General features: G+C 57.2%; 15 protein-coding genes and 1 pseudogene. 7 read left to right on the forward strand and 9 right to left on the reverse strand.

What is annotated here, in order from left to right; genetic code table 11:
- The 4 genes and pseudogenes from HDF14_RS24435 to HDF14_RS24450 form a co-directional block, all read right to left on the reverse strand.
- Nucleotides 1-766, reverse strand: a pseudogene (locus HDF14_RS24435) (IS110 family transposase); the annotation flags it as partial.
- Between the two features lie 295 nt (nucleotides 767-1061).
- Nucleotides 1062-1583 carry a hypothetical protein gene (locus tag HDF14_RS24440; RefSeq protein ID WP_183981379.1) on the reverse strand — a complete coding sequence of 174 codons (522 nt, stop codon included), beginning with the start codon at nucleotides 1581-1583 and terminating at the stop codon, nucleotides 1062-1064.
- 173 nt (nucleotides 1584-1756) lie between these two features.
- Nucleotides 1757-2014 carry a hypothetical protein gene (locus tag HDF14_RS24445; protein WP_183981380.1) on the reverse strand — a complete coding sequence of 86 codons (258 nt, stop codon included), beginning with the start codon at nucleotides 2012-2014 and terminating at the stop codon, nucleotides 1757-1759.
- Between the two features lie 456 nt (nucleotides 2015-2470).
- A complete protein-coding gene (locus tag HDF14_RS24450) occupies nucleotides 2471-3982 on the reverse strand; it encodes a glycoside hydrolase family 27 protein (protein ID WP_260698565.1) in 1512 nt (503 codons plus the stop codon).
- 7 nt (nucleotides 3983-3989) lie between these two features.
- Here HDF14_RS24450 and HDF14_RS24455 point away from each other — a divergent pair, with 7 nt between their 5' ends.
- Together HDF14_RS24455 and HDF14_RS24460 are read left to right on the forward strand one after the other, a co-directional pair.
- Nucleotides 3990-5675, forward strand: coding sequence for a M28 family peptidase (locus HDF14_RS24455; protein ID WP_183981381.1), 1686 nt, complete (start codon nucleotides 3990-3992; stop codon nucleotides 5673-5675).
- A 296-nt stretch (nucleotides 5676-5971) separates the two neighbouring features.
- Nucleotides 5972-6394, forward strand: coding sequence for an OsmC family protein (locus HDF14_RS24460; RefSeq protein ID WP_183790513.1), 423 nt, complete (start codon nucleotides 5972-5974; stop codon nucleotides 6392-6394).
- A gap of 78 nt (nucleotides 6395-6472) precedes the next feature.
- On the opposite strand, the gene HDF14_RS24465 is transcribed toward HDF14_RS24460, so the two are convergent.
- The 3 genes from HDF14_RS24465 to HDF14_RS24475 form a co-directional block, all read right to left on the reverse strand.
- The gene (locus tag HDF14_RS24465; RefSeq protein ID WP_183981382.1) at nucleotides 6473-7690 is read right to left on the reverse strand and encodes a DUF1624 domain-containing protein; all 1218 of its coding nucleotides are present in this window, start codon (nucleotides 7688-7690) and stop codon (nucleotides 6473-6475) included.
- A gap of 61 nt (nucleotides 7691-7751) precedes the next feature.
- Entirely contained in the window at nucleotides 7752-8708 is a 957-nt protein-coding gene (locus HDF14_RS24470; protein ID WP_183981458.1) for a cation diffusion facilitator family transporter, read from the reverse strand.
- Nucleotides 8709-8928: 220 nt separating this feature from the next.
- Entirely contained in the window at nucleotides 8929-9453 is a 525-nt protein-coding gene (locus HDF14_RS24475; protein WP_183981383.1) for a hypothetical protein, read from the reverse strand.
- 141 nt (nucleotides 9454-9594) lie between these two features.
- On the opposite strand from HDF14_RS24475, the gene hslV reads away from it, so the two are divergent.
- The 5 genes from hslV (at nucleotide 9595) to HDF14_RS27295 (ending at nucleotide 15952) form a co-directional block, all read left to right on the forward strand.
- Nucleotides 9595-10251 carry an ATP-dependent protease subunit HslV gene (hslV, locus tag HDF14_RS24480; RefSeq protein ID WP_406707268.1) on the forward strand — a complete coding sequence of 219 codons (657 nt, stop codon included), beginning with the start codon at nucleotides 9595-9597 and terminating at the stop codon, nucleotides 10249-10251.
- 63 nt (nucleotides 10252-10314) lie between these two features.
- A complete protein-coding gene (hslU, locus tag HDF14_RS24485) occupies nucleotides 10315-11913 on the forward strand; it encodes an ATP-dependent protease ATPase subunit HslU (protein WP_183981384.1) in 1599 nt (532 codons plus the stop codon).
- Nucleotides 11914-12223: 310 nt separating this feature from the next.
- Nucleotides 12224-13228 (forward strand): hypothetical protein, encoded by a 1005-nt coding sequence (locus tag HDF14_RS24490; RefSeq protein ID WP_183981385.1) that lies wholly within the window; start codon nucleotides 12224-12226, stop codon nucleotides 13226-13228.
- A gap of 753 nt (nucleotides 13229-13981) precedes the next feature.
- Nucleotides 13982-15289 (forward strand): GGDEF domain-containing protein, encoded by a 1308-nt coding sequence (locus HDF14_RS24495; RefSeq protein ID WP_183981386.1) that lies wholly within the window; start codon nucleotides 13982-13984, stop codon nucleotides 15287-15289.
- Between the two features lie 207 nt (nucleotides 15290-15496).
- Entirely contained in the window at nucleotides 15497-15952 is a 456-nt protein-coding gene (locus tag HDF14_RS27295; protein WP_183981387.1) for a hypothetical protein, read from the forward strand.
- Here HDF14_RS27295 and HDF14_RS24505 read toward each other — a convergent pair.
- Nucleotides 15915-16913: a transaldolase gene (locus HDF14_RS24505; RefSeq protein WP_183981388.1), complete on the reverse strand. Its 999-nt coding sequence runs from the start codon at nucleotides 16911-16913 to the stop codon at nucleotides 15915-15917. The two genes, HDF14_RS27295 and HDF14_RS24505, sit on opposite strands and share 38 nt — an antisense overlap.
- Nucleotides 16914-16974: 61 nt before the next feature.
- Entirely contained in the window at nucleotides 16975-17823 is an 849-nt protein-coding gene (locus HDF14_RS24510; RefSeq protein ID WP_260698566.1) for a fumarylacetoacetate hydrolase family protein, read from the reverse strand.

The raw sequence follows: 17823 nt of genomic DNA on the forward strand, positions 1-17823 counted from the left end.
GAATGTTGCTTCGGTACCAGTCCCATCCAGGCTGCAAACTCTCGTCCCTTCTGGAAGGCTGCCCCGTTGCCGATCGAAGCGACGCACCCGGTGCAACCAGCGGTCCGATCCCCGGGATCTGGCGCAGCCTGATGCATGCAGCATCACTTGAAGCGATTCGCTCCACTTCGTCGTTCATCTCGACAATCTGAAGCTCCAGGTCCTTCCACTCACTCCATAGCATCGCGACCAGGTTCCGCATCCTCGGGGTGAGGTTTTCGTTCGCGTTCTCTAGCACCTCGGGGATGGCCTCCCGCAGGCGGATGGGACTCTTGGCAAAGACCATGCCGCGCTCCAACAAGAACGCACGAATCTGGTTGATCACAGAAGTTCTTCGTACCATCAGCCGGTCCCGCACCCGGTGCAGCGCCTGCAGGTCGAGCTGGTCATCGGTCTTGATCGGAACGAACCGCATGTTGTCCCGATCGACCGCTTCGGCAATCGCCTCGGCATCGAGGAAGTCGTTCTTGTTCGACTTCACAAAGGGCTTCACGAACTGAGCGGGGATCAGCTTCACATCGTGGCCCTGTGCTCGCAACGCACGGCCCAGAAAGTGTGCTCCAGAACATGCCTCCATCCCAATCAGCGACGTCTGCAGGTTAGCGGTAAACGTGATCAGCTGCTTCTGAGAGAACTTCTTCTTAAGCAGCACCTTGCCGTTATCGCCAAGCGCCACCACGTGAAAGCTCGTCTTGCCAAGATCTATCCCTACCGAGCCAATCTGCATATCGATGATCCTCCTTATACCTGCCTACAAGATCACCCAGTCCAAACCAGGTGATCAAGCGGCGGACCATCTCAGTAACCCCACTTTCCATGCACAAACGAGATGTCGCCCTGACTCTGGGCTATTCTGTCGAAGCAGCAGAGGGGAAGGACCGCTCCGAAAGGGGCCAGAGGGTAATACTGACCGCGCCCAGGGACTTGGGCACCGTCTGCGAGTAACGGTCAGGCGCAGACCTCGCCTTTGCTGCAAAGCTGTTCTTTGCGGTAACTCCGTTTTCCGGGACTTTCTAGTTGAACTACCGCACTTTCATCTCTTTGGCCATCGGAAGAAGCTCAGGGTGACGCTGGAGAGTGGGCCTGATTAGCTGCTGATCAATTTCAGCAAGCACAGCCGCAATCGCATAGCGGATTTTATGAAGTTCATCTTCTGGCTCAACGCCAACAGAGCGCTCCATCGCTTCCAATAGAGCCTTATCGCAGGTCCGGACGGTTTCCAGCAATAAGCGAGCTTGCGAAACGTCTGAGAAAAGATTGTCGGCAGAAGCGGATGTCTTGGTTACTGTGCTTGGGGGATCGGCTTCACCGTCAGGCAGAACATCAATGTGAATTTTGTCTCCAATTGATACCTCCACTGGTTCCCAAGTCGAGTGGACGGTATTGGGCTCCTCTGAAATATCCGCCGCAACAAGCCACACGCGGTTAGCTGGTTCGTCAGACTTTATATCGTTGCTGAGACTGACGTGAGCTCCGAGCCAGCCGCTGCCTTCATGCGAAGCACGCGCAACATGGCGATCGTTGATAGAAAGTGAAAGACGCATGCTTCAAATTCTACGTCCGGTTCGCCGCTGTCATCGTTCCTCGAAAGTCGCATTGTCGGCAAGTTCGTGCTCCCAGACGCTCGAAACGGGACGAAGTTGGTCATAACCTCGTTTTGCGTGAGTTGCAACAGCCGTACATGTTGCCAATGGCTCTGTACTGGCCTAGCCGCTCGCTATGTCATCTCTTCCAAGCTCCAGACGCGCTCTAACTCCCACGGACCTTCAAGGGTGGATGAGACTTTTTCAGCGTGAATCTTCAGGGTTTCAAAGAGCGGCGACATCACCAGATGAACCTGTATTGCGCCATCGTGGTCTAACGGCAGAAGGACGACATCATCGTGAATCTTCCCATCAACCCATAGGGAACCCCCAGAGGAGTACTCGCCCGGCTCCACGCTGGTGCCCTCGACTCGCATACCTTGGAAGGTCAAGCGACAGTTTTGCCATCCGGACTCTTGTGGGTCTATGAAAACGACGCCTTCAGACCTGTAGATACACGCATGGAACAATGCGTGACCGCTTCCATCGGACCGGCAGATCAAGTCGAGCAAGCGTGCGTCGTGAAACTCCATACCAAGGGTCATATTCGGATCATTGTAAGAGGTTCGACTCCCGGAAAGTCGGGTTATCGGCAACTTCGATATCTAACTCAGGACAGAATCGGTCCTGATAAACGCGCTTCTCGGAAGCGATCGGCTCGACCTCATGAAGGCAAAAATCTTCCCGGACAAGATCTTTCTCTGGACGGTCTCATACGTCACGGCTTACATCAATGACAAAAAAGGGACAGGCAACGGCAAAGACGAATACAGGGATCCTTCACTCCGTTCAGGATGACGGCCATAAAGGCCGCGAAGTGTTTTTTTTACAACGTGACTTAGGAAAGGTTAGTCGTGGAGAGAGTAGACGACTGAGCCGTGTGGGGGGAGATCGATCTGGAAAGAGTTCAGCGTGCCGAGTTCTTTTCTTTGCCAGAGGTCGCGGACTTTGTACTGGGCGCGGTCGACGTAGCCGTACTCGGCGAAGGTTTTGTCGATGTGCATGGGTGTGTCGCCCAGGTTGAAGATGGCGAGATAACGTTTGTCGGCCTTGATGGATTGCGAGGTCCAGGTGACAAGGTCTCCGTCGTTTGTGCTCATGGTCGAGTTGGTGGAGTAGCGAGCCATATCGATGACGCCTTGATTGGTGAGGAGCGACGTCAGCGCGTCATCCATCTGTGTGAGATTTGCGCCGATAAATAGCGGCGATCGTGAGATGGCCCAGAGTGTGATCATGGTGCGCTGCTCCTCTTCGGTGAGTCGCGAGGCGCGCGGTTTGCCTTCGCCTGGGTTGGGGCGAAGCTGTCCGATGGGCAGCATGTCCGCGTCCGGCCAGCTGCCCGGCCTTACGTGTTCGGCCCACTGGGCGAGGATGGGGAACTGACCTTTGATGCTCTGAGACCATGGCGCCTCGGGGTCCTTATCCCAGTGGTCCCAGACGTCGTCCGAGATGCGCCACATCTGTGCATCCTTTTGGACCTCGGTGGCGTGATCGAGCGGCGTTGGCCCGGGAGAGAGACTGAGAACCATGGGGCGGCCTGATCGTTCGATCGCTTTGTGGATCATGCGAATCTCAGCGCTCTTGTAGGGATGGCTGATGCAGTCCACTTTGAGGAAGTCGACGCCCCAGGCGGCGTACTGCTTCATGAGGGCGTCGTACCAGGCTTGGCCGGCGGCGTTGGCTTTGACGCCGAAGTTGTCCGGGTTCCAGGAACACGTATCGGTCGTGTCGGCGGCTGCGCTGGCCCGATAGGAGGTGTTCCCGATGCGCGTGTTGGCCAGCACAGTCTTCTTAGGGATGCCGCGAATGATGTGGATTCCGAATCGGAGTCCGTCGTCGTGTACGACGTCGCTGAGGGGTTTAAAGCCGCTGCCGCTGACGGAAGAGGGGAACCGGTTGGGAGCGGGCTCATACTGTCCGCGCCGGTTGAGGGTATAGCGAAGGGCCTCCGGCATGGAGACGTTTTCCGGATTCTGCAGATACCAGCCTTCATCGATGACTACGTACTGCCAGCCGAACTCTTTGAGCTGCGCTGCAAGAACGACTGTGTTGGCGCGGAACTGAGCTTCGTTGATGGTGGCGCCGTAGGCGTCCCAGCTGTTCCATCCCATCGGCGGAGTTGGAGCGAGTGCCTTGTCCTGTGCACCGACCGGGGAGACCATCGGGGAGACCGTCAACAGCAACGCCAGAACTACACCGAAGCGCTTCATCACCATGCGAATAAACATATCAAAATAAAAGTACTTCCGACGGCTGCGACGCAGGCGGGGAGAGGTGCGCTGTTGTATTGGATGGCAGCGGGACGCCGGGAAGATGCGATTAGACTGATCGTGTCGAAGAATGTCGTACTCGAGGAGCATGAGTTTGATGAAAATTCGTTTTGCTGTCGCTGTGGTTGCCTCGGTGAGCTGCCTTTCTGGAGCGCTGATGGCGCAGTCCATTCCGCCCGCGGTGAAGGCGGCAGAGGCGTCGATTGACGGTGAGAAGATTCGTGCACAGGTGAGATTTCTTGCTGATGATCTGCTGGAGGGACGCGGGCCGGGGCTGCGGGGGAGCGAGATTGCGGCGAAGTACATTGCGACGCAGTTTGCGCTGTATGGGCTGAAGCCGGGCGGGGACAACGGGACGTATCTGCAGCAGATCAACTTTGTTGGCACAAAGGTGATTCCCGAAAAGACGACGATGTCGCTGATTCCGAATAAACCTGCGGGGAATTCGATTGATCTTTATTCGATCGACCTGAAGTATGCGGACGACTATACGGTGAGCAATCGCGTGCTGACTCCGAGTGTGGATGTTGATGCTCCGATTGTGTTTGTTGGGTATGGCGTGGATGCACCGGAGTTTCAATGGAACGACTATGCGGGCGTGGATGTGAAGGGAAAGGTGATTCTTTGCATTGTGGGAGATCCGCCTTCGACCGATCCGAACTTTTTTGGTGGTGACGCGCTGACTTACTACGGGCGCTGGACGTACAAGTTTGAAGAGGCGGCGCGGAAGGGTGCGGTGGGCGCGCTGATTATTCATCGCACGGACCTGGCGAGCTATGGCTGGGATGTGGTGAAGAACTCGAATACGAGTGAGAAGACTTATCTGCGGGATGATAAGAATCCGCAACTCGAGGCGGCGAGCTGGATTCAGTTGGATGTGGCGAAGAAGATCTTTGCGTCGAGTGGGATGGATGCGGATGCGGAGATTATCGCGGCGGGGAAGCGCGGGTTCAAGGCGGTGGAGTTGCCGGTGCGGTTGAAGGCGCATATTGAGAGCACGGTGCGGTCGTTCCAGTCGCCGAACGTGGTGGGGATTTTGCCGGGTGCGAATGCTGGAGGCAAAGATCAGGCTGTGATGTATACGGCTCACTACGATCATCTGGGATTTGTGCCGGGGATGGCTGGGGACAATATCTATAACGGCGCTGCGGACAATGGCACGGGCTGCGGGATGCTGCTGGAGATGGCGCGAGCGTGGGCGCAATCCGGCGTGAAGCTGCCGCACTCGCTGATCTTCGCTTCGGTGACGGCGGAGGAGCAGGGGTTGCTGGGGTCGGAGTATCTCGGGCAGCATCCGCCGATTCCTGCGGGGCAGATTGCGCTGGATATTAATTACGACATGATTCTGCCGATTGGCGTGCCGCTCGAGACGAATGTAAACGGGGCGCAGAGGACTACGTTTTATCCGACGGTGGAGGCTACGGCGAAGAGATTTAATCTTGCTATCGTGCCGGACCCGCGGCCTTCGGCGGGGAGCTACTACCGCTCGGACCACTTCAGCCTTTCGCGTGTGGGGATTCCGGCGTTCTCGATTGAGACGGGGAATCTTTATGAGGGGCATGATGCGGCTTGGGGACACAAGCAGCATGAGGATTTTACGGAGCATGACTATCACAACTTCAGCGACAACTTCCATGAGGATTGGGACTTCAGCGGGAACGCGAAGCTCGACCGCTTTGGGATGGAGCTGGGGTGGGAGGCTTTGAGCGCGCCGACGATTATCCAGTGGAAGGCTAATGATGAGTTCGAAGCAGCACGGAAGGCTAGCCAGGGTACGAAGTAGGGCTTAGTAAAAATCGGCGCAGCTGAGGAAATAGCCGCAGGTACGGCATACGAGCTTGCAGCGGCTGTCTTCGAGCCGTGAGGAGCAAGTGGGGCAGAAGCGCGAGTGATGCTCGGCCGGGAGAGAGGGGATCGGGCAGGTCGCGGTCTGATTGGTTGCGTCTTCGGGTGCTGATGTCGGCTGCATTCCGAGATGCTACCGCAGACGGAGATATTTTCAAGGTCCTTTGGTTCAAGCGGGGCATCGAAGGAGGTACTGTTGATTTGTAACAGTCGAAAAACAAAAGGAGAACTACGATGGATCGCACCGGAAGCGCAGTATGGCACGGCAAGATTATGGACGGCACTGGCACGATTTCAACCCAGAGCGGCACGTTGAAGGATACGCAATACAGCTTCAAGACGCGCTTTGCCGATGGCGTGGGTACCAACCCCGAGGAGCTGATTGCGGCGGCGCATGCGGGCTGCTTCACGATGGCGCTTAGCGGCCAGCTTACTGAGGCTGGATTTACTCCCGACACGATTGAGACGACCGCGGTGCTGACCCTCGATGTTCATGGCGCGCCTACGATCACCAAGATCCACCTGACCACCAAGGCGAAGATTCCTGGCATCGATAAGGCGAAGTTCGATGAGCTGGCGCACAATGCCGAGGTTGGCTGCCCGGTGTCGAAGGTGCTGAAGGCTGCGACGATTACGCTCGACGCAACTTTGGTCTAATCGGCGACATCGTGGTGAGTTTCCAGGGAAAGGCACGGGCGATTGTCTCGTGCCTTTTCTTGTGAAGCCGGCGGCGGCTTACAGGTAGCTGAGCCACCAGTCACGGCGGCGGTCCTTGAGTTTGGCAAACCATGCGCACGCTGGATAGAGCACGAGGACCACGCTGATCCATATGGCGTAGACGACGGGTAGAGAGTAGCCCCAGTTTTTGAAGTGGCTGATGAAGACAACGTCGGGCGTGATCCAGAATTGCCAGTCGGGTCGAATGGAGGCAGCCACCACGAGAGCTAATGCGTGGATGAGGAAGATGTGAATGATGTAGAAGAAGAACGGGACTCTGCCATAGACATCGAGGAATGCACGGATGCGGGGTGCACGAGCGTGCTGGACGGCATAGTCGGCCAGAGAAAAGAGCAGGAAGACAACTCCAAGTGTGGATAGCAGATAGTGGAGCGAGGGTGGATACTTCTGCACCGAAAAGAACGACATCACGGTGTTGGTGGATGTTGCCAGATGTTGCAGGCCGGGGCCGGGATCACCGTAGCTGTGGGTAAGGCGCAACACAGCGAATAGGCCAAGGCTGGCTGCGCCGAAGAGGGCAGAGAAGCGCTGGCGGCGTTTCGGAGTTTGCACGACGACCGGGCCGAAGCAGAAGCCGAGAGCCATGACGCCGACCCACGGCAGGAGTGGGTAGCCATACAGGATGATGGCATGACCGTTGAAAGTCAGAAGGCCGCGCTCGTGGAGAATACGCCAGGTGTTGGCCCAGTTTCCGTCGGCTGTGGCGTGGAAGACGTCGAGCAAGTTGTGGCCGAATATAACGACGGCGGCGAAGATGCCGACAACTGGCAGAGGAAACCATTGGAGACCGGCGAGAACGATCATCGCGACACCGATAACCCAGATAACCTGCAGGATCGGCCAGCCGAAGCCGAACGACCAGCCGAAGCTGACGACCGTAGCTTCAAGGAAGATGAGCCATAGACCGCGAGTGATCAGAAAGCGAGTGAGGGTAGCGGCGCTTTTGCGCCGACGCTGAAGGTACACGCTGGTGCCGGCCAGAAGGAGGAATCCGGGGGCGCAGATATGGGTGATCCATCGAGTGATGAAGAGGATTGGCCACGAGCGAACCGGATCAGTTGGATCGATGGATACGCTTGAGAAGTAGTCGCGCGCGTGGTCGAGCGCCATAACGACCATCAGGAGACCACGCAGAACGTCGATCGATTCGATGCGATAGCTGCGATTGGTAAACTGGCGACTTACGGGGACCTGAGAAACAACAGTTTCCTGCACCGATTGCCTCCAAAGGACAAGCTGGGTGGTTCACGCTGCTTCTTCAACTAGTGGTTCTGGCCTAGTGAGTGTGGCCGTGGTGGTCGTGTCCACCGTGGCTGTGCGCGCCGACGGTTTCGGGCTCCGGCGGGGCTGCGCAACCATGGGTGGTCTCGCAGCCGGTGATTTCAAACTGGATTGTGGTGTGAGTGATCTGGAATCTGTCACGCAGCGCGCACTTGATATCCGTCAGAATGTTGCCGCACTCGGACATTGGCATTTCGGCGATCGTGACGTGGCTGGCGAGCGCATGGGACTTTGAACCGAGGCTCCAGACGTGGAGATCGTGCACGTTGAGAACGCCGCTGACCGAGGCCATGGCCTGACGGATTTCTCCGAGCTCGAGGTTGCGCGGCGTGCCTTCGAGCAGAATATTCAGCGTCTCGCGGATGATGCCAACCGAGCTCCAGAGGATCATTGCGGCGATGAGGATGGACAGAACGGGATCGATCCATGACATGCCGGTGAAGAAGATAACGGCACCGCCTGCGATGACCGCGGCAGTGGAGAGCGTGTCGCCGAGCATGTGAAGGAAGACGCTACGGATGTTGACGTCGCCGGAGGACTTCCAGAGCAGTGCGGCGACCGTGCCGTTCATCAGAACGCCGGCCGCGGCGACGTACATCATCAGCTTGGGCTGCACTGCGACCGGCTCGCTGAAGCGATGGATCGCGGAGATCGCAATCCATACCGAGAGCACGATGAGGGTGGCGGCGTTGACGAATGCGGCCAGCACACCCGCTCGCTGATAGCCGAAGGTCTTCTGATCGGTGGCCGGGCGAGCTTGAAAGTAGACGGCAACGAACGAGAGCACGATGGCCAGCAGGTCGCTGACGTTATGGCCAGCTTCTGAGATAAGGGCCAGGGAGTGAGCGCGCAGACCGAAGTAGAAGGTCGCTCCGACGTATGCCAGCGTGAGCACCATCGACAGCTGCAGAACACGCTGCATCTTGCTATTCGGAGTGGCGACCATGTGCATGAGATTAAGTGTAGTCTGCGCGGGGGTTAGGTTCAATCGACAAGGGTTACGTCGCCGCTAAAGAGAGATGCCCGCTGCGCGCGGGGCGGTCACTTCGTGACTTGTGTACCCCTTCGGTTGGCGCTCCCGTTGGTCGCGATCAACAATTTTATGCCGACCATCGGGAGGCACGGGCGAAGCCGGTATACACGTCAAGAAGTGACCGCCGCCCGCGCAGGGCCTAGATCGGTTCGCTGAGCTCATCCTCTTCCGATGGATAAGGCACGGGGGGGCGGGTGCCCAGCCGCAGGCCGCTCCATGTTTCGGCCACGACGATGCTGTTCGCTGGATTTTGTGGAGCGTAGCGGACCTGGATCGGAAGGTCGGTGCGGACGCCGTAAACCAGTTCGGGAAGCATGGTGACGTCCTGTGCACACTCGTACGTTACGCCCGCGATGCGGTAGACGTAGACGATCATCTCCGGTGTCATAGGACCCTGGCGGACTGGCTCTGGATCGTCTGCGAGGTCGAGTGCGGGTTTGCGAACCTCCGCGATCATGGTGTCCATGATGGTTCCGTCGGTGATGCGCCCAGTTCGCGCCAACAGCTCACGACGTTCTCGCTCGAGCTCTTCAGCGGTTGGCCTGCGGCGAGTAAGTGCGTAGGTAGTGACACCTATAGCTGCCGCAGTGGTTGCACCAATGGCGATGAGGACTCTCGGCGAACGGAGGGCGAGCGGCAGATGGGTTGTAATCAGCGAAAACACAGTCTCTGCCCAAAAGCATAGACCATGGCAAGGGGATCGTCAGCGAGAAGGTGCTGTATCAGTACACAACTTTCCGGGTATGGAACGGAGAAGCGACTTGAAGGGGACAAGGTCGCTTGCACGATATACTGGAGATTGCCCATGAAGCGAGCCTCTTCTTCCCGCACCAAGTCGTCTGTTGTTGTAAAACAAGCCTCCACTCTTCTGTCCGGTCTTGCCCATCCTTTGGATCTGGGCGAAGGGCGGCGAATTCGTTCGACCACCGTGATCTGCGTGCGCCGCGGCGACTCTGTCGTGATGGCGGCTGACGGACAGGTGTCGTTGGGAGCCACAATTATGAAAGGAACGGCGAAGAAGATACGCCGTCTCTATCAGGATAAGGTCCTGGCGGGGTTTGCGGGATCGACCGCGGATGCATTCTCACTGTTTGCGCGGTTCGAGGGGAAGCTGGAGCAGTATGCCGGCAACCTGGGACGCGCAGCGGTGGAGTTAGCCAAGGATTGGCGTACCGATAAGATGCTGCGGCAGTTAGAGGCGCTGTTGATTGTCGCCGATCCGAAGTACACGTTTCTGATCTCGGGCACCGGCGACGTGATCGATCCGGACGAGGGGATTGCGACGATCGGATCGGGCGGCAGCTTTGCGCTGGCCAGTGCGAGAGCTCTGATGGAAAACACAGATTTAAGCGCCCGTGAGATCGCGGTGAAGAGTCTAAGGATCGCGGGCCAGATCTGCGTTTACACCAACGACCAGATGACGGTCGAAGAGCTGAAGACTGAACCGCCAGCGAACCAGTAGCGCCGGCCATTCGTAGAACCCTAAAGTTTCGTCGCAGCGATATGCGACCAGGAGTACGGCAACATGGCAATTTTTTTACCCGGAGCAGCAGAAGATCAGGCGCTTGCGCTCGATGAGATGACACCGCGAGAGATCGTCGCGGAGCTTGATAAATACGTGGTTGGACAACATGCGGCCAAGCGGGCTGTGGCGATTGCGCTGCGCAACCGCATGCGCAGGCAGAAGCTTTCGCCTGAGCTGGCAGACGAAATCATGCCGAAGAACATCATCATGATTGGGCCGACGGGCGTGGGCAAGACGGAGATTGCTCGGCGGCTGGCGAAGCTGACGAACTCGCCGTTTCTTAAGGTTGAAGCCTCGAAGTTTACCGAGGTGGGTTATGTGGGGCGCGATGTGGAGTCGATTGTGAGAGATCTCGTGGAGATCGCCATCGACATGGTTCGCGAAGAGAAGATGGAAGAGGTTGAGGATAAGGCGGAGCTTGCGGCTGAGGATCGGCTGATCGATCTGTTGCTGCCTCCGACGCCGTCTGCGGCACCTGCGGCCGCTACGACGGCGGCTGCGGCCACGCACGAGCCCGGGAGCAATGTAATCCAGCTTCCTGCTGCGGCTCCGGTGGATGACAACGAAGAGAAGCCGGGGGACCGCGAGCACAGGACGAGGGAGAAGCTGCGGCAGCAGTTTCGCGAGGGAAAGCTGGATGAGCGGACGGTGGAGTTGGATGTGCGCGACCGCAACCAGCCTAGTTTTGAGGTCATCTCCAACCAGGGTTCGGAGGAGATGGATATCAACCTGAAGGACATGCTGCCGGGCCTGTTTGGACAGCGCACGAAGAAGCGCAAGATGAAGGTGGTTGAGGCTTTCGACTACCTGGTGCAGGAGGAGGAGAATCGGCTGATCGATATGGATCAGGTGACTCGGCTTGCGGTGGAGCGGGTGGAAGATTCGGGGATTGTGTTTCTGGATGAGATCGACAAGATTGCTGGGCGTGAAGGTGGCCATGGGCCGGATGTTTCGCGTGAGGGTGTGCAGCGGGATATTTTGCCGATCGTTGAAGGGACTACGGTTAACACCAAATACGGGATGGTTTCGACCGACCACATTTTGTTTATTGCGGCTGGGGCCTTTCATGTCTCGAAGCCGAGCGATCTGATTCCGGAGCTGCAGGGGCGATTTCCAATTCGCGTTGAGCTGAATTCGTTGACGGTGAATGACTTTATTCGCATCCTGACGGAGCCGAAGTCGTCGCTGGTGAAGCAGTCTGTGGCGCTGCTGGAGACTGAAGGGCTGAAGCTGGAGTTTACGAAGGAGGCGATTGCAGAGATGGCGCAGTTCGCCTTCAAAGTGAACGAAACCACTGAGAACATTGGGGCTCGCAGGCTGCATACGATTCTTGAGCGCGTTCTGGACGAGATCAGTTTCCAGGCCCCTGATCTGTTCAAGAGTCCAAGGGCGGAGATTACGGAAGAAGGTGTGGTGGGCGAAGTACCTGTCTCGGCTTCGCTGACGTCGGAAGCGCAGGTGCCATCGCCTCCACTGCCCGTGATTGAACGGCAGACCGCGACGGGCGTGGAGAAGGTCGTCGTGGTGGACCCTGAGTATGTGCGGCAGCAGGTCGCTTCGATTGTGAAGGATCAGGATCTCTCGCGGTATATTTTGTAGGTCTCTTCTCCAGGCGAGTGAACGAAGAGGCTGGCGTGAATGCGCCAGCTTTTTCAATTGAATCTTCACTTGTCGTAAGCGAATCGAGATAACAAAACTTTTACAAATGATTCTTGGATCCGCTTTTGATGAGTTTTCGAGGACGGGAGCGGATTTTCCGTTGTTTTGACAGCGTTGTGTCTCAGCCTGGTCATACGCCGGTCTCGACAGCAACTTATTGAGCTACATGGGGTTCAATGGTCAGGCATAGGTTGAGTCTGTTGTGACGTTTACCTCTCTGTCACATCTAAATGGACAGAGGTTTTATGAAATGCCAAGGCTAACTTCACTTCTCTCCCTTGCCCTGGCGACTCTGTTTGTGCCGGCTTTTGGACAACAGCCCGGTACGAACCCAGCCCGCCCGGGAACTCTCAATTATGTCGAAGGTCAGGCTTCAATCAATGGCCAACAGGTCACGGCGCGCTCTGTGGGTCAGGCCAATGTAGAAACTGGGCAGTATCTGGCGACCGCGGACGGCAAAGCGGAGATGCTGTTGACGCCAGGCATCTTCCTGCGGCTGGATAAGAACAGCACAGTGAAGATGATACGGCCAGACCTGACGCACACGGAGGTTTCGGTTGAGCGCGGACGTGCTGAGGTAGAGGCCGACCAGCTCTACCCGCAGAACAGAATCCTGATCGATCAGAAGGGCGGTCAGACGCAGATTCTGAAGAATGGTCTGTATGAATTCAATGCAGATGCGAATACGGTGCGGAGCTTCGACGGCAAGGCTGCGGTTTATCCCGGCAATAATCTCGAAAGCAATGTGAAGCCGATCGAAGTGAAGGGCGGGCACCAGCTTGCACTGACGGGCGAGCGCGTAAAGCCTGTTGGCTTCGACAAAGACCGCTCACAGGACGACCTCTATCGCTGGAGTCAACTGCGCTCTCAGTACCTTGGCGAGGCGAATGTCGATCTGGCAGCGGAATATGCCGGATACGGGCCTGCCTACGGCTACGGCGGATTCGCGCCGGGTTGGGCATGGGACCCCGATCTTTACGGATATGACTGGCTGCCTGTTGGCGGACCGTTCTTCAGTCCTTTCGGCTTTGGTTTCTACTCTCCGTATTACCTGTATGGCGGCGGATTCGTCTACGGCCGAGGCTTCTATGGGCGTGGTTATGGCTATCGCGGCGGCTATGGATTCCGTAGCGTAGGAGGCGGGTACCGTGGAGCGTCGGTCGCGGGTGGTGGGTTCCATGACGGCGGCGGCGGATTCCATGGCGGTGGTGGCGGCTTCCACGGCGGGGGGGGCGGAGGCGGAGGTCATCGGTAACACACGCTAGAGAGTGACGAGGAAAGGCTGGTGGTCGAAAGATCTCCAGCCTTTTCTGTACGCAACAACAGCAATTGAAGTGCGCGCGAAAAAAGAGCCGCAAGAGAAAACGCAACATTTCGCGGTTTGAGGCGTCGATATGGGCAAACGAATTTGTCGTGTAACGGTCTATTCGCGGTGTTCACTAACCATTGAGCATTACGACGCTTCGCCAGATTTCGCCGTTCTGGAGGAGTGTGAATGAAAATTGTGTGTTTGATTGAAGCGTTTGAATGAAGTGAAGTGCGGGTCGGAGTTGGTTTGAGGCCGCTGTGTAGTGTATTTTTATGTTTGATTTCCTCTGTAATACCGCATAATTGTGCAACAAACGACGTCTGAATGTCTGTTGGACCGACAAGCTAACAGGGGCCCCGCACAATGAATTCAGCTAGTTTGAAAGACCCGGGCGGGCGGGTTAAATGCATGTGAGTCTGTAGATTTTTCTGCCGTCTTCAGAAACTTCGAGGCCGCAGTTGCCCATTGCAGCAGAGCGCTGCAGAGTTCTTATTCTGGGCTGTTGTTCGTCTCAATTTTCTCAGTTTTGTAAAAAATTGATTTTGCCATCGCGCTGATGGTGCTTGGTGGACTATGGTTCTGACTCAGGTTTCAGGACTCTAAAGTGATGGCACTCGTTCTGTCACTGAGATGTAGCAAACGCATCCCGCTAGGCCTCGGGTTGAGGCCTAATCCAACTGCGACGATGCCCGGGTCCCGATGAACTTTTCGTTTCTTCCCGATCTTCTGGCGCTGATGATTCTGATTATTATTCTGGTCTTGCTGCGCCGGCGGCATCCCCAGGAGCGTGCGGACCTGTGGCTGCTGGGCCTGTTTTTCACTCTCGTGGAAGCGGCTGCGCATACGTTTTACGCGCATAACGGACCGCCGCAAAAGATTCTGCACGTAATCGTCATGGACTGCTACCTGCTGACCGGAATGATCTTCGTGTGGGCTGCGGGAGTTCACCCTGTCTCGAAGGCTTCGCGGCTGCTGTATCTTTCGCTGAATGGCCTCCCACTGCTGGCGCTCTGCACGGTCTACGGAATGCATCTGAACAAGGGGATCGCGTACTTCCCGTGCATGGCCGCGGGAATGGTGATTGGTGTTTCGACATCGCTCTATCTGCGCCGTAGCTGGACGGTGGCCGTGCTGCATGTGTGCGGGTGGATGGCGATGGGGTACCTGATCCATATCTCCGACTACAGGGCGGCGGTGTACTGGAGCCTGTGCTGTGTGTATGCGACTGCTGCGGTGAACTTCCAGAGAAGGCTGCCGGCCGGAAGCACGGGGAAGTTGGCAATTGTGACGGGCTTTACGATCTGGTCGTTGTGCCTGCTTTTGCATCCCTGGATCGTGCGATATCGCGAATATGCCGATATCACGTCACACATTTGGAATATGCAGAAGTCGCTGATCTCAATCGGCATGATTCTGGTGATGCTGGAGGAACAGGTGTCGAGCAACGAATGGCTGGCGCTCCATGACGAGTTGACCGGATTACCGAACCGGCGTCTGTTTGCAGACCGGCTTACGACAGCGATCGAACGCGCCAACCGAACTGGCACGCGGCTGGCGTTGATTATCCTGGATCTGAACGGCTTCAAGAAGATCAACGACACGATGGGACACCAGGCGGGCGATCAGGTGCTTCGTGAGGTTTCGATGCATCTGCGCAAGGGAGTGCGGTCGTCCGATACGTTGGCGCGGCTGGGTGGGGATGAGTTTGTGATCGTGGCGGCGGATGTAGAACGAGAGCAGTCTCTCGATCACTTTATGGAGGCCGTGCAGCGAGCGCTGAACCGCTCAATACTGGTAGAGGGCAGGCCGATGGTGGTGACCGCGAGCATGGGCATGGCGATGTACCCGGACGACGCGCAGGATTCTATCCGTTTGGTGCGGGTGGCGGACCAGAGAATGTATTCGCTGAAGCAGAGGCCGGGGGCTCAGCCGGTGAAGAGTGTAGCTGGGCTGACGGCCACGGTAGCGGACTCACAGATGGCTGCCGTCGCGAGCGGGCAGCGATAAAGTGCAGGTTGTGGCGAGGTGAAAAAAGGCAGGGACCAGAACAACGGTCCCTGCCTTTTTTGTGTAACTGATTTTGTGGCGATTCGATTAGTGGTGTTCGCCGCCTAAGTGGCCGTGCCCGTCACGCATCTCGTTGCCATGGAAGTTTTTCCATGTGTTCCGGGATGAAAGTCCGCAGGGAGCTTGGCCACGGGCCGGGTACGGGCCGTGATAGCCATGCTCAGGGTGATAGTGGTTATCTACGTGACCGTAGAAGTGATCACGACTATGAAACCACGGACCGGCCCCGATGAAGACGCCGGTGCTGAACCACTCCGAACCATAGTAGCCGTAGGGAGCGCAGTTGTAGGGCGGCGCTTCGTAGTAGCCATAAGGGCATACGGGAGCAGGCCCGATATCAACGCTGATCTGAGCAGCCTGGGTTTAGGTGCGGCAATCGCAATCCTGAGAGTAGTCACAGTAGTTGCGGCAAGAAGTTTGAAAGCGTGCATGGTTCACCTCTCTCTGCTTAGAGAAATCCGAATAAGAGAGAGGGTTGGCCGAAAAAAAGTCTTGCTGGAAGGCAACTCGGCGGCCTTTTTTGGGGAAGGCCGCCGAGAGGAAAAGCACTGGTTTTTGCTGGAGATTAGCGAGCTGCTGTGGCAGGTTCGGCGATCTCGCTGAGACGTTTTTCGAGAATCACTTCGAGGTCGACGATGGCCTTGGAGAAACCGTCGATACCTTCCTTCAGCTTGTCGGTGGCCATGCGGTCTTCGGCATGCATCTTGTCGAAGGTGGCTTTGTCCATTGGAATCTTCTTGATGTCCAGGCTTTGTGCTTTAGCAGGATCGAGCTTGCGTGGCAGCGAGCCCTGGGTTTTTTCAAGCTCGTCAAGCAGCTTCGGTGCGATGGTGAGAAGGTCGCAACCGGCGAGCTCAGTGATCTCACCGATGTTGCGGAAGCTGGCGCCCATGACGACAGTCTTGTAGCCAAATTTCTTGTAGTAGTTGTAGATGGTGGTGACGGACTCAACGCCGGGGTCTTCGGCACCTTTATAGTCCTTGCCGGTATCTTTCTTGTACCAGTCGAGAATGCGTCCGACGAAGGGCGAGATAAGGGTGGCCTGGGCTTCGGCGGCAGCAACGGCCTGGTGAAGACCGAAGAGCAGCGTCATGTTGCAGTGGATGCCTTCCTTCTCGAGGATCTCAGCCGCACGGATGCCCTCCCAGGTGGAGGCAAGCTTGATCAGGACGCGGTCGCGTGAGATGCCGGCCTTGTCATAGAGAGCGATGATGGCGTGAGCCTCATCGATGGACTTCTGGGTGTCGTAGGAGAGGCGGGCGTCAACCTCAGTGGAGACGCGGCCGGGGACGATGTCGAGAATCTTGAGGCCGAAGGCGACTTCGAGAGGGCGGAAGGCGGTTGCAGCGACTTCCTTGTCTGAGACGTTGGCGCCTGCTTCTTTGCGTACCTTTTTGAGGACGTCATCGACGACGGGCTGGTATTCAGGCTTTTCGGCGGCGGCGGCGATCAGCGATGGATTCGTGGTCGCATCCTGTGGGCGGAACTGCTGGATGGCGTTAAAGTCTCCGCTATCGGAGACGACGGTGGTGAAACCGCGAAGCTGTTCGAGTAACGATGCCATAATCTTTCTCCTTGGCTGTTATGTAGATTTTATCAAGCTCTGAGGGATTGCGCTGCGGCCGTCAGCCGGCAGCAAACTGATTTTCTAGGACGCCGAGACCGTCTATTTCAACTTGGATGCGATCACCCGGCAGAACGGCTCCTACTGCTGCGGGAGTTCCTGTGGGAATGAGATCGCCAGGCTCGAGTGTCATGGTGGCGGTGATGTAGCGGAGGAGTTCGGCAATGGGGAAGATGAGGTCACGAGTGGAACCCTGCTGCTTGACGACGCCGTTGAGCCGCGTGGTGACGGTGACAGGAGAGCCGGCTGTATCTCCGAATCCGCAGGGGTCAATCTCGTCCGAGACGATGGGGCCGACGGGGCAAAAGGTGTCAAAACCTTTGCCGCGAGTCCATTGGCCGTCGGACTTTTGGATGTCACGGGCAGTAACGTCGTTGACGCAGACGTAGCCGCGAATATAGGGGCGGACGTCTTCGTCGGGGCCGATCTTGTAACAGCGGCGGCCGATGACGATGCCTAGTTCCCCTTCGTAATCAACACGGTTGGAGATGGCAGGCATGCGGATGGTGCCTTTGGGACCGAGTAAGGATGAGGGCGGCTTGAGGAAGAGAAGGGGTTCGGAGGGGACCTCGTTGCCCAGTTCGGCGGCGTGATCGCGGTAGTTGCGGCCGACGCAGAGAATCTTCGACGGCGTGACCGGTGGGAGGAGATGCAGGTCATCGAGTGGGGTTGGCTCGAACTCGACCGCAAGGGTAGGAATGGGGACGCCGCCAAGGATGCGGGAGTTCAGGTCTTCTTGCGGGGCCTGCATTGGAAGCGTGGCCCAGAGGGCTCCGCTGCGCTTCTCCACCAAGGCATAACGAGGGAGAAAGGTGCCGTTTTCAGACGACAGATACTTGCAGTAACGCAT

The sequence above is a fragment of the Tunturiibacter gelidiferens genome (assembly GCF_014201335.1).
Taxonomy (GTDB): Bacteria; Acidobacteriota; Terriglobia; order Terriglobales; family Acidobacteriaceae; genus Edaphobacter; species Edaphobacter lichenicola_E.

Excerpts from the sequence above, each read along its gene's own strand:
- HDF14_RS24440 (WP_183981379.1), bottom strand. The coding sequence starts at position 1,583 with ATGCGTCTTTCACTTTCTATCAACGATCGCCATGTTGCGCGTGCTTCG.
- HDF14_RS24450 (WP_260698565.1), bottom strand. The coding sequence starts at position 3,982 with ATGCTCCTCGAGTACGACATTCTTCGACACGATCAGTCTAATCGCATC.
- HDF14_RS24455 (WP_183981381.1), top strand. The coding sequence starts at position 3,990 with ATGAAAATTCGTTTTGCTGTCGCTGTGGTTGCCTCGGTGAGCTGCCTT.
- HDF14_RS24460 (WP_183790513.1), top strand. The coding sequence starts at position 5,972 with ATGGATCGCACCGGAAGCGCAGTATGGCACGGCAAGATTATGGACGGC.
- HDF14_RS24470 (WP_183981458.1), bottom strand. The coding sequence starts at position 8,708 with ATGCACATGGTCGCCACTCCGAATAGCAAGATGCAGCGTGTTCTGCAG.
- hslV (WP_406707268.1), top strand. The coding sequence starts at position 9,595 with ATGAAGCGAGCCTCTTCTTCCCGCACCAAGTCGTCTGTTGTTGTAAAA.
- hslU (WP_183981384.1), top strand. The coding sequence starts at position 10,315 with ATGGCAATTTTTTTACCCGGAGCAGCAGAAGATCAGGCGCTTGCGCTC.
- HDF14_RS24490 (WP_183981385.1), top strand. The coding sequence starts at position 12,224 with ATGCCAAGGCTAACTTCACTTCTCTCCCTTGCCCTGGCGACTCTGTTT.
- HDF14_RS24495 (WP_183981386.1), top strand. The coding sequence starts at position 13,982 with ATGAACTTTTCGTTTCTTCCCGATCTTCTGGCGCTGATGATTCTGATT.
- HDF14_RS24505 (WP_183981388.1), bottom strand. The coding sequence starts at position 16,913 with ATGGCATCGTTACTCGAACAGCTTCGCGGTTTCACCACCGTCGTCTCC.
- HDF14_RS24510 (WP_260698566.1), bottom strand. The coding sequence starts at position 17,823 with ATGCGTTACTGCAAGTATCTGTCGTCTGAAAACGGCACCTTTCTCCCT.